Consider the following 19,506-nt stretch of genomic DNA (forward strand, 5'->3'; position numbering starts at 1 on the left):
GGGGTCAGGGCGGCGGGGCGGAGTAGAACGCCTCCGTCGCGTCGACGGAGCGCTGGAACCGCTCGTCGAAGTCGTCCCGAATGAGCGTCCGGACCACGTAGTCCTGGACGCTCATTCCTCTTTTCTCCGCGTGCTGCCGGACTCGGTCCAGCAGGTCGCCGTCCATCCGTAGGCTGAGCACCCTTGATCCCATGCGTGCCAGGGTCCAGGGGGCGGCCGGTCCGGCGGCTGTTTTCCCGCGTGCGCTCACCCGTACGGGTGATGCGGCCGTGACAAGCGCGGGCTGTGACCGCTCGGCCCTTTCCGGTTTTCCTTAGACGGAGTAATGAGTTATGCTAACGACCATGCCGGAACTGTCCAGCCCCGCGCCCCTCGCGGAGGGGATCTCAGCCGCCCCGGACGACGCCGAAGCCGTGAGCGCCCTGCGCTCCGCCGTCATGCGTCTGTCCCGCCGACTCAAGCATCAGAGAGTCGACGAGTCGCTGAGCCCCACCGAGATGTCGGTGCTCGGCACGCTCGCCCGCTGCGGCTCCGCCACCCCCGGCGAGCTGGCCCGTAAGGAGCACGTACAGCCGCCGTCGATGACGCGCATCGTGGCGCTCCTGGAGGCCAAGGGACTGGTCAGGCTCGAACCGCACCCGGAGGACCGCCGGCAGAAGGTGGTCACCCAGACCGAGCAGGCCGAGGCCATGCTCATGGAGAGCCGGCGCAAGCGCAACGCCTGGCTCGCCGAGCTGGTCGGGGAGCTGGACGAGGACGAGTGGGCGACGCTGCGCGCCGCCGCGCCCGTTCTGGAGAAGCTCGCGCACCTGTAAGACGACCCTGCCCCTAGGAGGCGACCCCATTTTGAGTACGGGACCCGGAGCAGACTCCGCACCCGCACCGAACAACGACGACGACATACCCGCCGAACCCAAGCGGCGGGGCGGCACCTTCAGCTCCCTGAGAGTCCGCAACTACCGGCTCTTCGCCACCGGACAGGTGGTGTCCAACACCGGCACCTGGATGCAGCGCGTCGCCCAGGACTGGCTCGTCCTCAGCCTGACCGGCTCCTCCACGGCCGTCGGCATCACCACGGCGCTGCAGTTCCTGCCCATGCTGCTCTTCGGGCTGTACGGCGGCGTCCTCGCCGACCGCTACCCCAAGCGCAAGCTCCTCTTCATCACCCAGTCCGCGATGGGCCTCACCGGCCTCGCGCTGGCCGCCCTGACGCTCAGCGGCCAGGTCCAGGTCTGGCACGTGTACGTGACCGCGTTCGTCCTCGGTCTCGTCACCGTCATCGACAACCCCGCGCGCCAGGCGTTCGTGGTCGAGATGGTCGGCCAGGACGATCTGCGCAACGCGGTCAGCCTCAACTCCGCCAACTTCCAGTCCGCCCGGCTGATCGGCCCCGCCGTCGCGGGCGCGCTGATCACCGCCGTCGGCAGCGGCTGGGCGTTCCTGCTCAACGGCGTCTCGTTCGTGGCGCCGCTGGCCGGCCTGCTGATGATGCGCACCAGCGAGCTGCACAAGGTCGAGCAGGTGCCGCGCGGCAAGGGCCAGTTGAAGGAGGGCCTGCGGTACGTCGCCGGGCGGCCGGAGCTGATCTGGCCGATCGTGCTCGTCGGCTTCGTGGGGACCTTCGGCTTCAACTTCCCGGTCTGGCTCAGCGCGTTCGCCAACGACGTCTACCACTCCGACGCCGGCACGTACGCCCTGTTCAACATCCTCATGGCGGCCGGCTCGCTGGCCGGCGCGCTGCTCGCGGCCCGGCGCGGCACCTCGCGGCTGCGGCTGCTGGTCGGTGCGGCGGTGGTCTTCAGCCTGCTGGAGATGACGGCGGCGCTGTCGCCCTCCTTCGGGGTCTTCGCCGTACTGCTGGTGATCATCGGGATGGTCGGCCTCACGGTCAACGTGACCGCCAACTCCAGCGTGCAGTTGGCCACCGACCCCGCGATGCGGGGGCGCGTCATGAGCCTGTTCATGATGGTCTTCATGGGCGGCACACCGGTGGGCGCACCGCTGGTCGGCTGGATCACCGACCAGTACGGGGCCCGGATCGGCTTCTTCACCGGCGGCCTGATCTCCCTGCTCGCAGCGGTCGGCGTCGGTCTCGCGCTGGCCCGGGTGGGCGGCCTGCGGCTGCGGATAGACCTGCGGCGCGGACACCGGCACGTGGCGTTCGTACCGCGCGAGCGGTCGGCGCGGCAGGAGGAGCTGGCGGCGGTCGCCTGACGTCCTCACTTCACCTGCCGATGGCCGGGGTCCCTCTCCACGAGGGGCCCCGGCCATCGGCGTCACGGGCTCCGGCGCGCCCGCCGCGTCACACGCGCCGCGCGAGCACCTGCCCCGGCCAGCCCTCGACGGTGAAGGTCTCCGTCGGCGTGAAGCCGTTGCGCCGGTAGTAGTCGACGAGCCGGCCCTCGCCGCCCGCGTAGCAGTCGACGCGCAGCAGGTCGATCGACTGCCGGCGGGTCTCCTCCACCGCGTGCGCCAGCAGCGCGCTGCCCACGCCGCGGCCCCGGAAGCGGCTGTCGATGACGAGGAGATGGACGTAGACCTCGGGCTCGTCGGCCGGGGCCACGTACGGGGCCGGGTGCGGGGTGAGCGTCACCGTGCCGGCCGCTTCGCCGTCGATCTCGGCGATCCACGGGGTGCCGGACCGCACGATGTCCGCGACCTTCTCCACTGACGTCGGCCGGGACGACCACGGCTCGGTGCCCCACTGGCCCGTACGCCCCTCGGCGACCAGCCATTCCACGGCGCTGTCCATCATCCCGAGTATCGCGGGGATGTCGCCCGCCCCGCCCTTCCTGATCTCCATCTGCGTCACACTAAGCCGCATGAGGCTGTTTGTCGCCGTGATTCCTCCCGACGAGATCGTCGCGGAACTGGCCGGTGAGGTCCGCAGGCTGAAGGCCCTGCCGGGGGCCGGCCGGCTGCACTGGACCGAGGCCGCGGGCTGGCACTTCACGCTCGCCTTCCTCGGCGAGACGGACGAGACGGTCCTGCCGGAGCTGCGGGAGCGGCTCGGCCGGGCGGCGGCGCGGCACCGGCCGCCGGAGCTGCGGCTCTCGCGCGGCGGCCGGTTCGGGGACCGGGCCCTATGGGCGGGGGCCGCGGGCGAGACGGCGGCGCTGGGGCGGCTGGCCGAGTCGGTGGCGGCCGGCTGCCGCCGCGCCGCCGCCCTCCCGGCCGACGCCCGCGCCTTCCGCGCCCACCTCACCCTCGCCCGCAACCGCGCGGACGCCGATCTGCGCCCGTACGTCAGCGAGCTGGCCGGCTTCGAGGGCGCGCCGTGGACGGCGCGCGAACTCACGCTCGTCCGCAGCCACCTCCCCGCCTCCGGCATCACGGGCGAGCGGCCGCGCTACGAGCCGCTGGCGGTGTGGCGGCTGGGGCGCTGACGGGCGGGGTCCTGAGGGGCCGGTCCGGGACGCTGACGGGGCCGGTTCGGACCGCAGCCGATCGGGCCCGGACCACAGCGTGATCGGGGCCGGGCCGGCGGGCCCTCTGCGTCCGGTCGCCCGGGGCTCCGGATAACCTCGGAGTGTGGACCCCAAGACCCGGAACCGGATCATGACCGGTGTGCTCGCCGTGCTGCTCGTCGTCGTTGTCGTGATGGCGGCGGTCAAGTGACGCGCTGACCAGGCGGTACGGGCGGGCCCGGGGCACGGGCCCGCCCCGCCAGGTCACCAGGCGAACGCCTCCGGGGACGGGCCGGGGCCCGGGAAGATCTCGTCGAGCGCGGTCAGCAGCTCCGGCGACAGCTTCAGCTCGACGGCGCGCAGCGCGGACGCGAGCTGGTCCGTGGTGCGCGGGCCGACGATCGGGCCGGTCACGCCGGGCCGGGTCAGCAGCCAGGCCAGCGCCGCCTCGCCGGGCTCCAGGCCGTGCTTGGCCAGCAGGTCCTCGTACGCCTGGATCTGATCGCGCACGGCCTTGTCCTGGAGGGCGTCGGACGCCCGCCCGGAGGACGTACGGCCGGTGCCGCCCTCGCGCTCCTTGCGGAGCGCGCCGCCGAGCAGCCCGCCGTGCAGGGGGGACCAGGGGATGACGCCGAGCCCGTACGCCTGCGAGGCCGGGATGACCTCCATCTCGGCGCGGCGCTCGGCGAGGTTGTACAGGCACTGCTCGCTGACCAGCCCGTACGAGCCCCGGCGGCGGGCCGCCTCGTTGGCCTGCGCGATGTGCCAGCCCGCGTGGTTGCTCGATCCCGCGTAGAGGATCTTGCCCTGCTGCACGAGGACGTCGATGGCCTGCCAGATCTCGTCCCACGGGGTGTCCCGGTCGACGTGGTGGAACTGGTAGAGGTCGATGTAGTCCGTGTTGAGCCGCTTGAGGCTGGCCTCGACCGAGCGGCGGATGTTGACGGCGGAGAGCTTGTCGTGGTTGGGGTAGGCGGGGCCGTCGTCGAGCGACATGTTCGCGTAGACCTTGGTGGCGAGGACGGTCTTGTCCCGCCGGTCGCCGCCCTTCGCGAACCAGCTGCCGACGATCTCCTCCGTACGGCCCTTGTTGGCGCCCCAGCCGTAGGCGTTGGCCGTGTCGAAGAAGTTGACGCCCGCGCCGAGCGCGGCGTCCATGATGGTGTGACTGTCGGCTTCGTCCGTCTGGGGGCCGAAGTTCATCGTCCCGAGGACGAGGCGGCTGACTTTGAGTCCGGTGCGTCCGAGCTGCGTGTACTCCATGGGGCCATAGCCAACGCCTTCGAGCCCACTCGAATCAAGACAGCGACGCCGGGACGGGCGCGGCGTCCCGGCCGTTTCCGGCGCCGTGCGGTCAAGGCACGGCCGGGCAGTCCTGGCTGCCCGGCCGCGCACCGCGGACCTCTTCGCCGTGCACAGTGGAACGCGAGCGTCCGAAACACCTGCCACTCGGTGAACTCGCGTCCCGGCGCGCGCATCCAACTCCGTGAACGACGCACGGAACAGGCGGCTTTCGGCCGCGGCGCCTCTCCGGTCCCGGGGAGAGCCGCGCGCGGGGAGCCCCGAAGACACCCGATGGAGGAATTCATGAAGTCATGGCGCACTCGTGTCGCTCTCGGTCTCGCCGTCGGCGCCGCGGTGATCACCGTTCCGCTGACCGCCTCGTCCGCTTTCGCGGCCGGCCCCCCGGCCGGCGACGGCTGGCAGCCGGTCGGCGGCGAGTCGTACGACTCCTGGCAGGCCTGCTACGACCAGATGCAGCAGGACCTGCCGCTGAGCCCCCAGTACCACGAGGCCACCTGCGTCAGCGACCCCCAGCCGGGCCTCCCCAACTTCTACTCGGAGTGGATGCGCTGAGCTCGGCCCGCGGGGGCGGATGACCGACAAGGCTCCCGTGCCGACCGGTTGAGGCGTCGAGCCGGACGCTTCCACCACGGCACGGGAGCCTTGCCGTATCCGTCAGTTCAGTTCTGCCAGTTCTGCCAGGCCCGTCAGCTCCGTCAGTTCCGTCGGGCCCGTCAGTTCCGTTGGGCCGTCAGTTGCCCCGCCTCGGGGGAGGGTAGGCGACGAATCCGCCGGGCGTCTCGTTGCCCTGCGCGTCCCAGGACTGCCCCGACCCGTAGCCGGACGCGTCCGGCCTGCCGGTGAGGGGATCGAATCGGACGCCCATTCCGCTCGGCGCGTACCACGTCCGTTTCGAGCCGGCGCTGTGCATGTCGTGCGCCATGTCCGCGGCGGCGGTGGCCATCGGGTGGCCGGCCGTACAGGACATGAGCAGCCCGTCCCGGCCCGGGGTGTTGCGGGCGGCCTCCCGGTACCCGGGGTGATTGCGCAGAATGCGGCTGAACGTCGCCCCGTCCACCTTGACCGCCTTGACGGTGCCCGGGGCCACTTCCACCGGGATCTTGAAGAATTCATTGGACGCGTGAGCATGGACGTACAGCGGGCGGTTGCTCCATGGCGCCTGCGTGGGAGGTCCCGGATTGAAGATCGGCGCTTGGATCGTGCCTTGGATATTTATGCTGTAGACCTCTACGTCCGAGGTCCGCTGGGGCTTCTTCGCCCATGACGTGACCTGCTCGACGTCTCCGGGCTGGGTCGGGAAGGAAATTCCGACCAATACGTTCGCGACGTCCCGCAGCGCCTTCGCTTTCACATGCTGAAAATCGAATCTGTAGTAATTGCCGGCATGGTCCAGGCCGTCCAATGGGCCGCCCTGCCCGAACGTCTGGGCGCGATCGCCCTGCGGCGCCCGCTGGACCGGCCGGGCGGCGGAGTCGGCAGCCGATTCCCGGCCGCTGCCGCGGCGGTCGGCGTTCGGGCGGGTGCGCGCGGACGGCCCCGTGGCCCCGCCGCGCCGCTCCTCGCCGCTGCGCAGCATCTGGACCATCGCGGCGTTCCCCGCGGCCCCCTGCACCCCGCGGGTCGCCTCCGCCATCGTCGAGGGCGTCCGGCCGCCCCCCTGCCGGTTCATGGCGCGCTGCGCGGCGGTCGTGCTCGGGTGCGTCGACGATCCGGCGTCCCCGACTCGCGAACGCGCCGGCGCCGGCCTCGGCGCCGGCGTCTCCGGTTTGTCTCTCGCACGCAATCTGCTGCTCCTTCGCACGCCATGTCGTCGAGTGTGTTACGACAGAACTCTAAGGGGGTCTGGGAGCTGGCAGTTCGCCCAGTCGCAGCCCTTGCCGAGGCGGCTTCTCCGCGCCGCGGGACCGGCGTGCGACGGGCTGTGCCGAGGGGCTCGGCGCGGCGTACGGGCCGTGCCTCCCGCAAGGGGCCCATGGGGCACCGCTCTCTGCCCGAGCCGCTGCCCGGCCGGACCTGGTGTCGCCGGGGCGTGAGTGAATGGATGGGACGAGGTATGACCTCACCCATACACATGGAGGCGAACCATATGCGGTCGCAGTCGGAACAGACCGACGCGGGTACCCGGAGCGCGGCACAGCGTCCCCGCGACCAGAGCGCGTCCGCCCTCCCTCCGCTGACCGCGGCCGAGGTCACGTCGATCCAGCGGCTGGCGAATCCGCGGACCGTCGCCCGCGCCGCCGACCAGGAACAGCACGTCCACGGCGCCGGCTGCGGCCACGGCGGGGACGGGCCCGACGCCGCCGCCGCGCAGAGCGAGCTTCTGAAGTCGGCCATGTCCTCGCCGAGTCAGCCCCTGGGTGGGTCCCTGCGCGCCGAGGCGGATTCCTTCTACCAGAATGACTTCTCTCCTGCACGTATCCACGACAACCCGGTCGCGCAGCGCGCGACCGAGGCCCTGGGCGCGCAGGCCATGACGGTGGGGTCCCATGTATTCCTGGGCCGCGGGGCGGCCGGCAACATGGAAGTGATGGGCCACGAACTCGGGCACGTCGACAAGAACTTGCGGGGCATTCAGGAAACGGGGAACGACAACGGCGCCGGTGTGAGCGTCACCGACCCCCGGCAGGGCTCCGAGCGGACGGCGGAGATCGACGGAGCCGCGTTCGCCTCCGGTGCCGAAACGGCCCCGTCCGTCGGCGCCCATGCCACCGAAGCGGCGCCGGAGGGGGCTGTGCAGCGTTCGGTCGACGAGGCCGCGATGACTCGGATGCGTTCCCTTCAGGGCGTGGCCGGCAACAGGGCCGTCACGCGGCTCCTCGGGTAGCGGCAAGTCCTCCCGGCGGGATCGGGCGGGTCGCGTACGGCGACGGCTCAGGCTGACGCCGCCTCTCTCGGGGGATGAGGGCCCGTCCCCGAGGAGCAGCGGGCGCCTCGCGGTCGCTTCTTACGGAGGCAGCGGGAATCGTCCGCGCCGGTCCGTGCCCGAGTCCGTGCCCGAGTCCGTACCCGCGTCCGTACCCGCGTCCGTACCCGCGTCCGTACGCGCGTCCGTGTCAGCGTCCGTGCCGCTGCCGCTGCCGCTGCCGCTGCCGCTGCCGCTGCCGCTGTCGAGGCCGCGGCGGAGGCGGTCGGAGCCGGAGCCGGAGCCGGAGCCGGAGCTGGGGTCCGGGGTCGGGCCGGTGGTCGAACGCGGGGAGCCGCGGGGCGCGGGCTCCGTGGGGATCGGCGGGTCGACGCTCGGCGGCGGGGGAGTGGGGGAGGCGGCCGGGCCGTAGGCGGGCGGCACTTGATGGGGCCGCAGTGGGCTGCCGGGCAGCAGCAGGTACAGGGACACGGACGCCGCGACCGCGCCGACGGCGGCGAGTACGGTCCGCCGCACCCGGCGCGTGCCCCAGGCGCGGCCGGCCGGCGGGGGCGCGGGCGCCAGGTCGTGCGGGGTGATCAGGGCGGCGCGGGCGTCGAGGGCCGCGCGCAGCCGCGCTTCGGTCTCGGCGTGCTCGGCGTGGCGGTCGGCCGCCGCGCCGGGGTGGCGTGGGCTCAACGGTCCGCCTCCAGCAGTCTCTTCTCCAGGGCGTCCAGCGCGCGGCTCGCGGTGGACTTCACGGTGCCGCGGGACAGCCCGAGGGTCTCCGCGATCTGCGCCTCGGTCAGCTCCGACCAGTAGCGCAGCACCAGCACCTCGCGCTGACGCTCCGTCAACTTGGCCAGTGCGTCGAGCACTTCGCCGTGCTCCTCGGCGAGCAGCAGCCGCTCGTCGACCGGCGGCCCGTACCCCTCGTGCGGCGGCGTGTACGCGCGCGCCGTACGGCGACGTCGCAGCACCGAGCGCGCGGCGTTGACGACCGCCGTGTGCAGATACGCCGCCGCGTCCTGGAGGTCGTCCAGCGACGCCCCGTGCCTGCGGCACACCGCGGTGAACGCGTCCTGCACGACGTCCTCCGCGGTATGCCGGTCATCGACCAGGAACACCGCCAGCCGCACCATCTCCAGCCGCCGCGCGTGGTACAGGTCGGCCAGGGTGGGACGGTGCGCCGACCCCGGCGGATCCTCGCCGGGACGTACCGCGCGCAGATGACGACGCCCGTAGAGCGGCGTGTCGGCGGCGGGCTGCGGGGCGTCGGGCCGCGCCCCGGCCGCGCGCGTACGGCGCAGCAGCAGCCGCGCCCGCCGCAGGAGCCCGCCGCCGCGCGGGGCATGACCCGCCGACGCCGCCGCCCCCGGCGGGAGCAGCGGCGCCGGCGATAGGGATATGGGGTGCATAGACCTCGTTCACCTCGGTGTTCACCTCGGTCGAAGGCGCCTTCACCCCATCCAGACGTATGACTCAGGTCCGGGTTGCGGCCGACCGGTGAGAGATTTCCGACGGGCCGGGGAGCGGGGGCGCCGGGCACGTCGTGTCATGGGCCGGGAGATCGCCGTCGAACAGGTACTTCTCGACGAGGGAGTCCACGCACGGGTTGCCGTTCAGGTACTGGCCGTGGTCGCCGCCCTCCACCGTCACCAGGCGCGAGCCGCGCAGCCCCCGGTGCGCGGCGACGGCGCCCTCGTAGTACGTGGCGGGGTCGCGCAGCGAGTTGAGCATGAGGGTCGGCGGCAGCCCCTCGCCGGTGACGTTCACCTGCGGGGCGGCGGTGTCGGGCCAGTACGCGCAGGTGGCGGCGTAGGCCAGTTCGCGAGGGCCGACGAGCGGGTACTTACGGGCGTCCCTGGCCGAGCGCTCCACCCAGTGGCCGATGTCGTGGCTCCACGCGTTGTCGTTGCAGGTCACCGAGAAGAACTCGGCGGCGAACTCCTTGCTCTGGTACGAGTCGAAGACGTGCGGCACGAGCGCGCGTTCGTCCGCGGTCGCGGTGTCCCAGTGGTCGAGGGCGGCCAGCGCCCGTGCCAGGACAGGGAAGCCGGCCGCCTTGTAGATCGCCTGGATCGTGCCGTTGTCCAGCTGGTTCGGCCCGATGACCGACGTCCCCACCGTCAGCGGCCGGTCGTGCAGCGCCCGGCGGCGCGCCTCCCACTTCGCCCGCACCTCGGCGGCCGTACGCCCGTAGTGGTACACCGAGTCGTATTTCGCGAGCCACGGCAGGAAGTCCTGCTCGAACCGGCGCTGGAAGCTGCGCGGCTGGCCGGACTCCCACTGGTCCATCCCGGCGGTGAAGTCGATGTTGCTGTCCAGCACGGCGCGGCGCACGCGCCGCGGGAACACCGTCGCGTAGTACGCGCCGACCTTCGTGGCGTAGGAGCCCCCGTAGTACGAGATCTTCTCCGCCCCGAGCAGCGAGCGGTACAGGTCCATGTCCCGTGCCGTCTGCTCGGTGGTCAGATACGGCAGCAGGCCGCCCGTGCGCCGCTGACAGTTCTCGGCCATCGCGCGCGACCGGTCCAGGACCCCCTGGATCGCGGCGGGCGAGCGGTCGCGGAGGTCGTGCGCGTAGAAGTCCTTGAACTCCGCCGGGGTCTGGCAGTGCGCCGGGGTGCTCCGACCGACGCCGCGCTGGTCGAAGCTCACCACGTCGTACGCGGCGGCCACCCTCGGCGCGTACTTCACGATGCCGGTCGGTCTGCCCAGCCCCGTGCCGCCGGGTCCGCCGGCGGCCGTCATCAGGACGCCGCGCCGCTCCGCCGCCGGGCCGGTCGCCAGGTGCCGGGACACTTCCACGCTGATGTCCGGGCCGGTGCCGGGGTGGTGCCAGTCGCGCGGGGCCGTCATGGTCGCGCACTCCAGCGTCGGCCATTCGTCGCAGGGGTGCCAGGTCAGCCGCTGGTGCGCGTAGCGGGCCGGTACGGGGGCAGGGCCGGTGCCGCTCGATTGGGCTTGGGCTCGGGCCCAGGCTGCCGGTGCCGGAAGGACGGCGGCTATGGCGGCCAGGGCCACGACCGGGGCGGCGGGCAGGGCCCACCGCCGCTTCCCGAGCATGAACATCGGTCCTCCCGAGGGGGGTTGCGGGTACGGCATCGATCTTCCAGCCGGCGCCGCGCGCAGTCGATCATGCTGGTGCCACCGCTTCCGGTGGTACCAGTGCCACCAGCGGCCTCAAGGGCGGTACGGCCCGCCCACGCCCCACGCCTGGTGCAGCGCGTCGGCGAAGGCCCCGGCGATGAGGTGCTCGCCGTGCGCGTTCGGGTGGGTGCCGTCGTAGGTGTCGCGGGCGAGGTCGTACCCCGGCGGCGGGGAGGCCAGGAGCAGCGGGGAGGAGGGGGAGGAGAGGTCGGCGACGGTCTTGGCCAGCAGTTCGTTGAAGCGCTCGCATTCGGCGGCGAACGGCGGGTCCGTCAGGGCGCGCGTGTTGGGGATGACGGGCAGCAGTACGGCCCGCAGCCGCGGATTGGCCTCGCGGGCCGCCGCGAGGAAGCGGCGGACGCTGACCGCCGTCTGGTCGGCGTCCGTGTAGAAGCCGAGGTCGATCAGGCCGAGCGCCACCAGCAGCGTGTCGGCGCGAGCGGCCCGTACCGCGTCGCCGACGACCGGTGCCATGTGCAGCCAGCCTTCGCCCCACCCCGCGAGGTGCGCCCGCGCGGAGCAGGGGAAGGCGGGGTCCGCGTACTCCTGGGAGACGGGGGCGTCGGCCGTCGCGTCGTACAGCCCGTGGCGCGGCCCGACGATCTCGTACGGCCCGTCGTACGCGGCCTCCAGGTGCTGCCACATCCGGTACCGCCAGGTGGTGTCACCGGCGACGCCGATGGTCTGGGAGTCGCCGACGAACATGATGCGCACGGTGGTGTTTTTCCTGGTCGGGGCGGGAGCCGGGGCCGGGGCTCGGGGCACGGGAGACGCGCCGCAGACCCCCGGGCCGGGCAGCCGCCCTCGCCCCGAAGTATCCCGGACCCGGCCGCCGGGCCGGTACGTGACCTTGCCCACCACGGGTCGGCGCGCGCACCGGGCGCGCACCGGCCGGCGGCTCACTCGGCGGGCAGCCGCAGCTCGTAGTGGATCGTCCGCTCCCGCTTGACCTTGTGCAGCAGCGGAACGCACACGCCGTGCAGGAACCGGTACTTGCGGGCGATGGCCTTCGTGGCGTGCTCGTTCTCCTCGCCGCCCTCGTCGAGGAGGCGCGCCCGCGCGGTGACGGCCGGGCCGGTCGGCCTGCCGCGGGCCGTGGACGGGGCGATGGTGACCTCGGGGTTGTTGCGCATCCGCTTGGCCTTCCACGCCGTACCGAACGTACGGACGTAGGCGCGCTCGCCGTCCACGGCGATGTTGACGGGGGTGCCGACGGGCGTCCCGTCGCGCTTGTAGGTGGTGAGCAGGACCGTGCGCTGCTTGACGAAGGGCGCCAAGCCGGGACTCACGGGAGTTGTCATGGCGTATGTCTGCGCACTCGCGGGCGGTCCAACCATCCGCCGGTACGGAACTGGTGGTCGTACGGGACCGGTTGCCGTACGGGACCCCGGCGACCGTACGGGACCAGCGGCCCAGCCTGTCCTTTTCGGAACCGGGGGCCCGTGACGCGCGTACGGGCCCCCGGCGCGATGCCGGAGGCCCGTACGCGTATGCGTTACCGCTGTGCCTACAGCTTGCCGATCACGTAGTCGACGCACGCCGTGAGCGCCTCGACGTCCGCCGGGTCGATCGCCGGGAACATCGCGACGCGCAGCTGGTTGCGGCCCAGCTTGCGGTACGGCTCGGTGTCCACGATGCCGTTGGCGCGCAGCGCCTTGGCGACGGCCGCCGCGTCGACGGACTCGGCGAAGTCGATGGTGCCGATGACCTGCGAGCGCTGGGCCGGGTCGGTGACGAACGGCGTCGCGTGCTCCGACTGCTCCGCCCAGCCGTACAGCCGCGACGAGGAGTCGGCCGTCCGCTTCACGGCCCAGTCGAGGCCGCCCTGGCCGTTCAGCCAGTCCAGCTGGTCGGCGAGGAGGAAGAGGGTGGCGAGCGCCGGGGTGTTGTACGTCTGGTTCTTGAGGGAGTTGTCGATCGCCGTCGGCAGCGAGAAGAACTCCGGTACGTGCCGCCCGGACGCGTGCACGCGCGCCGCGCGCTCCAGGGCGGCGGGCGAGAACGCCGCCAGCCACAGGCCGCCGTCGGCGGCGAAGGACTTCTGCGGCGCGAAGTAGTAGACGTCCGTCTCGGCGATGTCCACGGGCAGGCCGCCCGCGCCGGACGTCGCGTCCACCAGGACGAGGGAGCCCGCGTCGGCGCCCGAGACCCGCTTGATGGGGGCGGCGACGCCGGTGGACGTCTCGTTGTGGGTGAGGGCGTAGACGTCCACGCCCGCCTCGGCGGCCGGCTCCGGGTGGGTGCCGGGCTCCGAGCTGATCACGGTCGGCTCGGCCAGCCAGGGGGCGAGCTTCGCGGCCTTCGCGAACTTCGACGAGAACTCGCCGAACGTGAGGTGCTGCGACTTGTTCTCGATCAGCCCGTGGGTCGCGATGTCCCAGAAGGCGGTGGAACCGCCGTTGCCCAGGACGACCTCGTACCCCTCGGGCAGGGAGAAGAGGTCGCGCACGCCGTCACGCACCTTGCCGACCAGGTTCTTGACCGGGGCCTGGCGGTGCGACGTGCCCATCAGTGAGGTTCCGGTGGCAGCAAGGGCGCTGAGCGCCTCCGTACGTACCTTGGACGGGCCAGCGCCGAAACGACCGTCGGCGGGCTTGATGTCAGCGGGAATCTGGATCTCGGCCACGGGCGAAGCGTAATCCGTCCGGGGGCGGGGGCGGGTGGGCGGTCCATCTCCCGAGACGGATTCGTCCGGTGTGGGGCGTGCTCGTCGTGGTGGACGTGGTGAGGGAACCGATCGCTGGGCAGGCTGGGGCCTATGAGTGCCAAGGGTTCGCAACGTGAGCAGCGTGACCGGGACGTCGGCGCCGCCGGCCCCCTGGAACGGGAGCTGCGCGCCGCCGTGCGCGGCGAGGTCTCCTTCGACGCGGCGAGCCGCGCCCTGGCGACCATGGACGCCTCGAACTACCGGCGGGTGCCGGTCGGCGTCGTCGCGCCGCGCGACGCCGACGACGTGGCCGCGGCGCTGGCCGTGTGCCGGGCCCGCGGGGTGCCCGTCGTGCCGCGCGGCGGCGGCACGTCCATCGCCGGGCAGGCGACCGGCGTCGGCGTCGTCCTCGACTTCACCCGGCACATGCGCGAGATCGTTTCGCTCGATCCGGGGACGCGTACTGCCGTCGTTCAGCCCGGCGTGGTCCTGGACGACCTGCGGGCGGCGGCGGGCGCGCACGGGCTGACGTTCGGCCCCGATCCCTCCACGCACAGCCGTTGCACCCTCGGCGGAATGATCGGCAACAACTCCTGCGGCTCCCACTCGGTGGCCTGGGGCACCACCGCCGACAACGTCCACGAGCTGGACGTCCGTACCTACGGCGGCGAACGGCTGCGGCTCGGCCAGGGCCTCGACACGCTCCCGCCGCGCCTCCGCGACGGGCTGCGGGACCTGGTCGACGGCGACCTCGCCCGGCTGCGCACCGGCTTCCCCGAACTGCCGCGCCGCATCTCCGGCTACGCGCTCGACGAGCTGCTGCCGGAGAAGCACGCCGACGTCGCGCGCGCCTTCACCGGCTCCGAAGGCACCCTCGGCGTACTGACGGAGGCGACCGTACGGCTGGTCGAGGCCCCGCGGGCGCGGGCCCTCGCGGTCCTCGGCTACCCCGACGAGAGCGCGGCCGCGGAGGCGGCGGCAGGGCTGCTGCCGTACGGGCCGCTGACCGTCGAGGGGATGGCCGCCGACCTCGTACGGGACACGGCGGGGCTGCCGGGCGGCGGGGCGTGGCTGTTCGTGGAGGTAGGCGGGGAGTCGCCGGCCGCGGCACGGGCGCACGCCGACACGCTCGTACGGGCCGCCGACGGCACCGTCGACCGCCTCGTCGTCACCGACCCCGCCGCGCAGCGCGCCCTGTGGCACGTACGCGAGGACGCGAGCGGCACGGCGACGCGCATGCCCGACGGGAGCGAGGCGTGGCCCGGCTGGGAGGACTGCGCGGTGCCGCCCGCGCGGCTCGGCGCGTACCTCCGCGACTTCCGCGCGCTGCTAGGCGAGCACGGGCTGCGCGGCACCCCGTACGGGCACTTCGGCGACGGCTGCATCCACGTCCGCATCGACTTCGATCTGCTGAGCGCGGACGGCGTGCGGCGGTTCCGGGGCTTCTCGGAGGCGCTGGCCGGGCTGGTCGTCGCGCACGGCGGCTCGCTCTCCGGCGAGCACGGCGACGGAATGGCGCGGGCCGAACTGCTGCCCAGGATGTACGGGCCCGAGATGGTCCGCCTCTTCGAGCGGTTCAAGGACCTGTGGGACCCGGACGGCGGCATGAACCCGCAGGTCCTGGCCCGCCCGGCGCGGCTGGACGAGAACCTGCGGTTCGAGGTGCTGCCGAGGCGGCCGGTGGACGTGGAGTTCGGCTATCCGCAGGACGGCGGGGACTTCGGGGCGGCGGTGCGCAGGTGCGTGGGTGTAGCCAAGTGCCGTGATACGTCCAGTGGTTCGGGCGTGATGTGCCCGTCGTTCCGCGCGACGGGGGAGGAGCGGCACTCGACGCGGGGCCGGGCGAGGCTGCTGCACGAGATGCTCGCGGGGGAGGTCGTCACCGACGGGTGGCGCTCGGAGGAGGTACGGGACGCCCTGGATCTGTGCCTGTCCTGCAAGGGGTGCCGCAGCGACTGCCCGGTGGGCGTCGACATGGCCACGTACAAGGCGGAGTTCCTGCACCACCACTACGCGGGGCGCCCGCGCCCGGCCGCGCACTACGCGATGGGCCGGCTGCCGCTGTGGCTGCGGGGGACGGCCGCGCTGCGACTGCCGGCGGCCGCCAATGCGGCGGCGGGGGTACGTCCATTGGCCGCCCTTGCCAAGCGGGCGGGCGGCATCGCCCCGGAACGTACGATTCCGCCGTTGGCGGCGGAGCCGTTCACCCGCTGGTGGCGGAGGCGAAGGAATCGGACCTCCGGTGACGGCCGGACGGTGCTCCTATGGCCCGACACCTTCACCAACTACCTGACGCCGTCGGTGGGCCGCTCGGCCGTCGCGGTCCTGGAGGCGGCGGGCCTGCGCGTCATCGTCCCGCCGCGCCCCGTCTGCTGCGGCCTCACCTGGGTGACCACCGGCCAACTCGACGGCGCGCGAAGCGTCATGCGCCGCACCCTGCGCACCCTCGCCCCCGCGCTGGACGCGGGCACCCCGGTCATCGGCCTCGAACCGAGCTGCACGGCATCCCTCCGCACCGACCTCCCCGAACTCCTGGGCTCGGACGACGCCCGGGCCGCCCGCTTGGCGGCATCGGTACGCACCTTCGCCGAGGCCCTGGAGGAGTACGCCCCCGACTGGACCCCGCCACGCATCGACCGCCCCGTCGTCGGCCAGACCCACTGCCACCAGCACGCGGTACTGGGCGACGCGGCTGATCGTCGTCTGCGTGAACGAGCCGGCCTCACCGGCGAACTGAGCGGCGGCTGCTGCGGCCTGGCCGGCAACTTCGGTTTCGAGCGCGGACACTTCGCTGTTTCTGCCGCTTGCGCTGAGGAGCAACTGCTGCCGACGGTACGGCGGGCGCCGGAGGGGGCGGAAGTATTGGCGGACGGGTTCTCGTGCCGGACGCAGTTGGGGCAACTGGGGGACGTGCGGGGGCGGCACTTGGCTGAGGTTTTGGCGGAGGGACTGGGGGGTGGTGGGGCCCCGTAGTGTGCCGTCGTGTGATCGAGAGCATCGTCTTCGACGTCGGGGAAACGCTGACCAACGACGAACGTTACTGGGGTTCGTGGGCGGACTGGCTGGGCGTCCCCCGGCATACCCTGTCGGCTCTCGTCGGAGCCGTCACCGCCCAAGGACGCGACAACGCCGACGCCCTCCGCCTCGTCCGCCCGGACATCGACATCCGCGCCGAGTACCGGGCACGCGAGGCGGCCGGGCAGGGCGAGGCGCTCGACGACACGGACCTGTACCCCGACGTACGCCCCGCCCTCAGCGGCCTCCGCAAGCTCGGCGTACGGGTCGTCATCGCAGGCAACCAGACAGCCCGCGCGGGCGAACTCCTACGCGCACTCGAACTGCCCGCCGACGCCATCGCCACCTCCGGGGAGTGGGGCGTCGCCAAACCCTCACCGCACTTCTTCGAGCACGTCATCGACCTCGCCCAGGCCGAGCCGCACGAAACCGTCTACGTCGGCGACAACCCCGCCAACGACATCACCCCGGCGAAGGCCGCAGGGCTGAGAGCGGCACACATCCGGCGCGGCCCGTGGGGACACCTGTGGGCCGACACCCCCGAGGCCGCCGCGGCGGACTGGCGCATCTCCTCGCTCACCGCCCTCACCGCGCTCATCAACGAATAGAACGAGTAGACGGTGCAGTTCGGCCCGCCGACAACCGTGGTGGACCGGCCACTGCCCGCGTCCGCGGTGCTTCTCCGGCGGCGCGTGGCACCACCCGAGCGGGAGAGGCCCGTGCTGTCCGAACTCGCGGTGGAAGCGGGCCGGCGCATCGCCTACCGGCGACGCATGGCCCGCATGACGCAAGCTCAGTTGGCGCCGGCCGCCAACGTCGGCCTCGGTACGCTTCCGTATTGGTTCGTGCCCTCATGGCGGCCTGCAACTCGGGCTGTTACACGGGCACGATCAGCCGTGGCTTCCCCGCCTCGGCCGTGTACGTGAGGGTCTGCCACGTCCCCGACGACTCGTCGCTGTGGTGCGGGAAGCCGATCGTCATCTGTGCGCGGTCGACCATCCACCGGTTCCGCGCGTGGTAGGCGGGTGAACCGAGTTCCTGCGCGCCCAGTTCGATGACCTCTTTGACGCGCTCGCGGGTGCGGGCGATGGCCTGCCGTGCCTCGGCGGGTTGCTGGACCGCGGTGCCGGGCACGACGACGGTGATGGCCGCGGTGGTGTTCCCGGCCAGCCACAGCAGGGCCAAGGAGTCGATGCCTTTCGCGCCGCCGATGAAGAAGCGGGCACCGTCGGCGAAGGGGCCGATGTAGTTCGCGAACAGGGCCTCGTATTCGTCGAGCGACCGGTGCCCGGTGGACCGCGTCCCCGTGATCGCGACTGCCCGCATGAGCAACTCCGTGTCGTAGGTTGTCATTACTGGCGGATCTCCTCACGCACCGACTTCACCGAGTTCACCGACTTCGCCGCGCTCGTCAGAGCGAACGGCGCGAAGAGGCGGTGCAACTCTGGTGGACCGATAAATGAGCCGCGCCACGGTGAACGTCCGAAGGACGGGTTCAACTCCTTTCGCCCGCAAACAGGTTCAGGGCGTACCGTTTCAGGTGTCGAAGCCTGGAACGGAGTCCGGTATGCCTCAGTGGTCCGACTACAGCAACGGCGAACGAATCAAGATCCTTCGCGGCGCGGAGATCAAGCAAGCCGACCTCGCCGAAATGACGGGTCTCTCGGTCCCCACTATTCAGGCCGCCGAGCAGGACAAACGGCTGTCGCTCCCTACTCTGCTCAAAATCGCCGGCGCGCTCAGTGTCGACACGTCCGTGCTCCTCGGACAGCAGGCACCGCGCCGTGCTCTGGGGCATGAAGACCGGACGATGATGCGGGCCCTTTCGCACGCGGTGCACGACACGGCGGTAGGGGCTCCGCCGACCGTCGACGCGCCGACCTTCGATGAACTCACCAAAATCACCCGACAGGGCTGGGAGCTGTACTGGAAAGGGCGCTACACGGAGGTCGGCTCGCTCGCCGCGCCCCTGTTGCGGTCGGCGGCGGCGAGGCTGCGTGAGCAGCCGGTCGGCGAGCAGGCTCCGGCCTGGGGCATCGTCGCCGACGCTTATCGCATCTGCGCGTACGTCGCGAATCTCCTCGGCGTGCGGGATCTCGCATACGCCTCGATCGGTCATGCGCAGCGCGCCGCCGAGACGGCGGGCGACGACCTTCGGCAGGCGCTCGTGGCCTCGGGCCGTGCGTGGGTCTACCTCCGCGACGCGCGACTGTCCGAGGCACTCGACCTCGCCGAGCGCGCTGCCGTCGACATCGAGCCACGCTTCTCTCAGGCGACCCAGGAACAGCTCACCGTGTATGGCTCACACGTGAACTTCGCCGCTGTCGTGGCCAGCAGGTTGGGTGACAAGGACCGGGCCGCCGACTATCTGTCGCAGTCGCATGCGACGGGTGCCCGCATGGGGCGGGAAGTCCGGTCCCACGGGACGCTGTTCGGACCTGTCTCGGCGACAACGCAGGCGGTCGGCGTGAACGTGAGCCTCGGGCAGACCGGGAAGGCACTCACGCTGATCGACGCGATCGGCGCGACACGACGCAGCTCAGTGAGGCGGCACAGCACAGGTACGCACTCGACAGGGCCTTGGCCCAGGCGGACGCGAAGATGTGGGACACCTCGCTCGACACGCTGGAGGCGGCGCTCAGGGCGGCGCCGCAGTGGGCCCGGCATCAGGCGCTTCCGCAGGTGATCGTCTCCAAGGTGGGGCGCGCGTCGACCTCGCGTCTGCGTCGCGTGTCCAAGCTGATCGGCACGGGCCAGGGGATGACCGGATTCCCGACGGCGACAGCCAAGACCGCGCTCTAGCGGGACGCTGACTCGTACGCCACGTACGACTCTTCGCCGGCCGGCGGCGTCGGCCCGCACCTGTTGTGCGGCTCGGAGAACGCGGCCTGGAGGCTCGTAGAGGCCGGTTGCGGGCAGGCGCTTGCCGAGGTCGAGCGGGTGAAGGTGCTGCCCGCCGGCTGTCCCGTCACCGCGTCGGCACCCGGAACGTACGGCGATCGGTTGTGGGTTCTCCCCGAGGAGACCGACGCGGACCCGCGCCCGTGGCTGAGGCTCACCCCGGCGGAGGCCCTGCGCGCGGCTGTCGTCGAAACCGTGCGGTCCCGGCCCTTCCAGCCCGTCAGGGGCGCTATCCA

Annotated in this window: 19 protein-coding genes; 8 read left to right on the forward strand and 11 right to left on the reverse strand. The window is 72.3% G+C overall.

Features of this window, described 5'->3' with window-relative positions; translation table 11 throughout:
* Positions 1-4 precede the first annotated feature (4 nt).
* Entirely contained in the window at positions 5-193 is a 189-nt protein-coding gene (locus AB0I22_RS16915; RefSeq protein ID WP_078644053.1) for a ribbon-helix-helix protein, CopG family, read from the reverse strand.
* A gap of 151 nt (positions 194-344) precedes the next feature.
* Between AB0I22_RS16915 and AB0I22_RS16920 the strand changes: the two genes are divergently transcribed.
* Both AB0I22_RS16920 and AB0I22_RS16925 read left to right on the forward strand, forming a co-directional pair.
* A complete protein-coding gene (locus tag AB0I22_RS16920; RefSeq protein ID WP_363131552.1) occupies positions 345-815 on the forward strand; it encodes a MarR family transcriptional regulator in 471 nt (156 codons plus the stop codon).
* 31 nt (positions 816-846) lie between these two features.
* Positions 847-2,214, forward strand: coding sequence for an MFS transporter (locus AB0I22_RS16925; RefSeq protein WP_363131553.1), 1,368 nt, complete (start codon positions 847-849; stop codon positions 2,212-2,214).
* Positions 2,215-2,302: 88 nt separating this feature from the next.
* Here the strand turns inward: AB0I22_RS16925 and AB0I22_RS16930 are convergent, their stop codons facing one another.
* The gene (locus AB0I22_RS16930; protein WP_363131554.1) at positions 2,303-2,803 is read right to left on the reverse strand and encodes a GNAT family N-acetyltransferase; all 501 of its coding nucleotides are present in this window, start codon (positions 2,801-2,803) and stop codon (positions 2,303-2,305) included.
* Positions 2,804-2,822: 19 nt separating this feature from the next.
* On the opposite strand from AB0I22_RS16930, the gene thpR reads away from it, so the two are divergent.
* A complete protein-coding gene (thpR, locus tag AB0I22_RS16935; protein WP_363131555.1) occupies positions 2,823-3,386 on the forward strand; it encodes an RNA 2',3'-cyclic phosphodiesterase in 564 nt (187 codons plus the stop codon).
* Positions 3,387-3,671: 285 nt separating this feature from the next.
* On the opposite strand, the gene AB0I22_RS16940 is transcribed toward thpR, so the two are convergent.
* Positions 3,672-4,670 carry an aldo/keto reductase gene (locus tag AB0I22_RS16940; protein ID WP_363131556.1) on the reverse strand — a complete coding sequence of 333 codons (999 nt, stop codon included), beginning with the start codon at positions 4,668-4,670 and terminating at the stop codon, positions 3,672-3,674.
* A gap of 324 nt (positions 4,671-4,994) precedes the next feature.
* Here AB0I22_RS16940 and AB0I22_RS16945 point away from each other — a divergent pair, with 324 nt between their 5' ends.
* Complete coding sequence (locus AB0I22_RS16945; RefSeq protein ID WP_363131557.1) at positions 4,995-5,264, forward strand: hypothetical protein; 270 nt, start codon at positions 4,995-4,997, stop codon at positions 5,262-5,264.
* Positions 5,265-5,442: 178 nt separating this feature from the next.
* Here the strand turns inward: AB0I22_RS16945 and AB0I22_RS16950 are convergent, their stop codons facing one another.
* Positions 5,443-6,381: a hypothetical protein gene (locus tag AB0I22_RS16950; RefSeq protein ID WP_363131558.1), complete on the reverse strand. Its 939-nt coding sequence runs from the start codon at positions 6,379-6,381 to the stop codon at positions 5,443-5,445.
* 384 nt (positions 6,382-6,765) lie between these two features.
* Between AB0I22_RS16950 and AB0I22_RS16955 the strand changes: the two genes are divergently transcribed.
* The gene (locus tag AB0I22_RS16955) at positions 6,766-7,536 is read left to right on the forward strand and encodes a DUF4157 domain-containing protein (RefSeq protein ID WP_363131559.1); all 771 of its coding nucleotides are present in this window, start codon (positions 6,766-6,768) and stop codon (positions 7,534-7,536) included.
* A 120-nt stretch (positions 7,537-7,656) separates the two neighbouring features.
* Here AB0I22_RS16955 and AB0I22_RS16960 read toward each other — a convergent pair whose 3' ends face one another.
* The 6 genes from AB0I22_RS16960 to serC all read right to left on the reverse strand — a co-directional run bounded on the left by AB0I22_RS16960 (position 7,657) and on the right by serC (position 13,333).
* Positions 7,657-8,253 (reverse strand): hypothetical protein, encoded by a 597-nt coding sequence (locus AB0I22_RS16960; RefSeq protein ID WP_363131560.1) that lies wholly within the window; start codon positions 8,251-8,253, stop codon positions 7,657-7,659.
* Positions 8,250-8,972, reverse strand: coding sequence for a sigma-70 family RNA polymerase sigma factor (locus tag AB0I22_RS16965; protein WP_363131561.1), 723 nt, complete (start codon positions 8,970-8,972; stop codon positions 8,250-8,252). The genes AB0I22_RS16960 and AB0I22_RS16965 overlap by 4 nt, the downstream gene beginning before the upstream one ends.
* A 64-nt stretch (positions 8,973-9,036) precedes the next feature.
* Positions 9,037-10,629, reverse strand: a complete 1,593-nt coding sequence (locus AB0I22_RS16970) for an alpha/beta hydrolase (protein WP_363131562.1) — start codon at positions 10,627-10,629, stop codon at positions 9,037-9,039.
* A 111-nt stretch (positions 10,630-10,740) separates the two neighbouring features.
* Positions 10,741-11,421 carry a GDSL-type esterase/lipase family protein gene (locus tag AB0I22_RS16975; protein WP_363131563.1) on the reverse strand — a complete coding sequence of 227 codons (681 nt, stop codon included), beginning with the start codon at positions 11,419-11,421 and terminating at the stop codon, positions 10,741-10,743.
* A gap of 185 nt (positions 11,422-11,606) precedes the next feature.
* Positions 11,607-12,008: a PPOX class F420-dependent oxidoreductase gene (locus AB0I22_RS16980; protein ID WP_363131564.1), complete on the reverse strand. Its 402-nt coding sequence runs from the start codon at positions 12,006-12,008 to the stop codon at positions 11,607-11,609.
* Between the two features lie 206 nt (positions 12,009-12,214).
* The gene (gene serC / locus AB0I22_RS16985; protein WP_363131565.1) at positions 12,215-13,333 is read right to left on the reverse strand and encodes a phosphoserine transaminase; all 1,119 of its coding nucleotides are present in this window, start codon (positions 13,331-13,333) and stop codon (positions 12,215-12,217) included.
* Between the two features lie 132 nt (positions 13,334-13,465).
* Between serC and AB0I22_RS16990 the strand changes: the two genes are divergently transcribed.
* Together AB0I22_RS16990 and AB0I22_RS16995 are read left to right on the forward strand one after the other, a co-directional pair.
* A complete protein-coding gene (locus tag AB0I22_RS16990) occupies positions 13,466-16,327 on the forward strand; it encodes an FAD-binding and (Fe-S)-binding domain-containing protein (RefSeq protein WP_363131566.1) in 2,862 nt (953 codons plus the stop codon).
* A gap of 11 nt (positions 16,328-16,338) precedes the next feature.
* Positions 16,339-16,977 (forward strand): HAD family hydrolase, encoded by a 639-nt coding sequence (locus tag AB0I22_RS16995; RefSeq protein ID WP_363131567.1) that lies wholly within the window; start codon positions 16,339-16,341, stop codon positions 16,975-16,977.
* A 268-nt stretch (positions 16,978-17,245) separates the two neighbouring features.
* Here AB0I22_RS16995 and AB0I22_RS17000 read toward each other — a convergent pair whose 3' ends face one another.
* Positions 17,246-17,722 (reverse strand): hypothetical protein, encoded by a 477-nt coding sequence (locus AB0I22_RS17000; RefSeq protein WP_363131568.1) that lies wholly within the window; start codon positions 17,720-17,722, stop codon positions 17,246-17,248.
* Between the two features lie 214 nt (positions 17,723-17,936).
* Between AB0I22_RS17000 and AB0I22_RS17005 the strand changes: the two genes are divergently transcribed.
* A complete protein-coding gene (locus AB0I22_RS17005) occupies positions 17,937-19,055 on the forward strand; it encodes a helix-turn-helix transcriptional regulator (RefSeq protein ID WP_363131569.1) in 1,119 nt (372 codons plus the stop codon).
* The last annotated feature ends 451 nt before the right edge of the window (positions 19,056-19,506 follow it).

Source organism: Streptomyces sp. NPDC050610, from assembly GCF_040654875.1.
Taxonomy (GTDB): domain Bacteria; phylum Actinomycetota; class Actinomycetes; order Streptomycetales; family Streptomycetaceae; genus Streptomyces.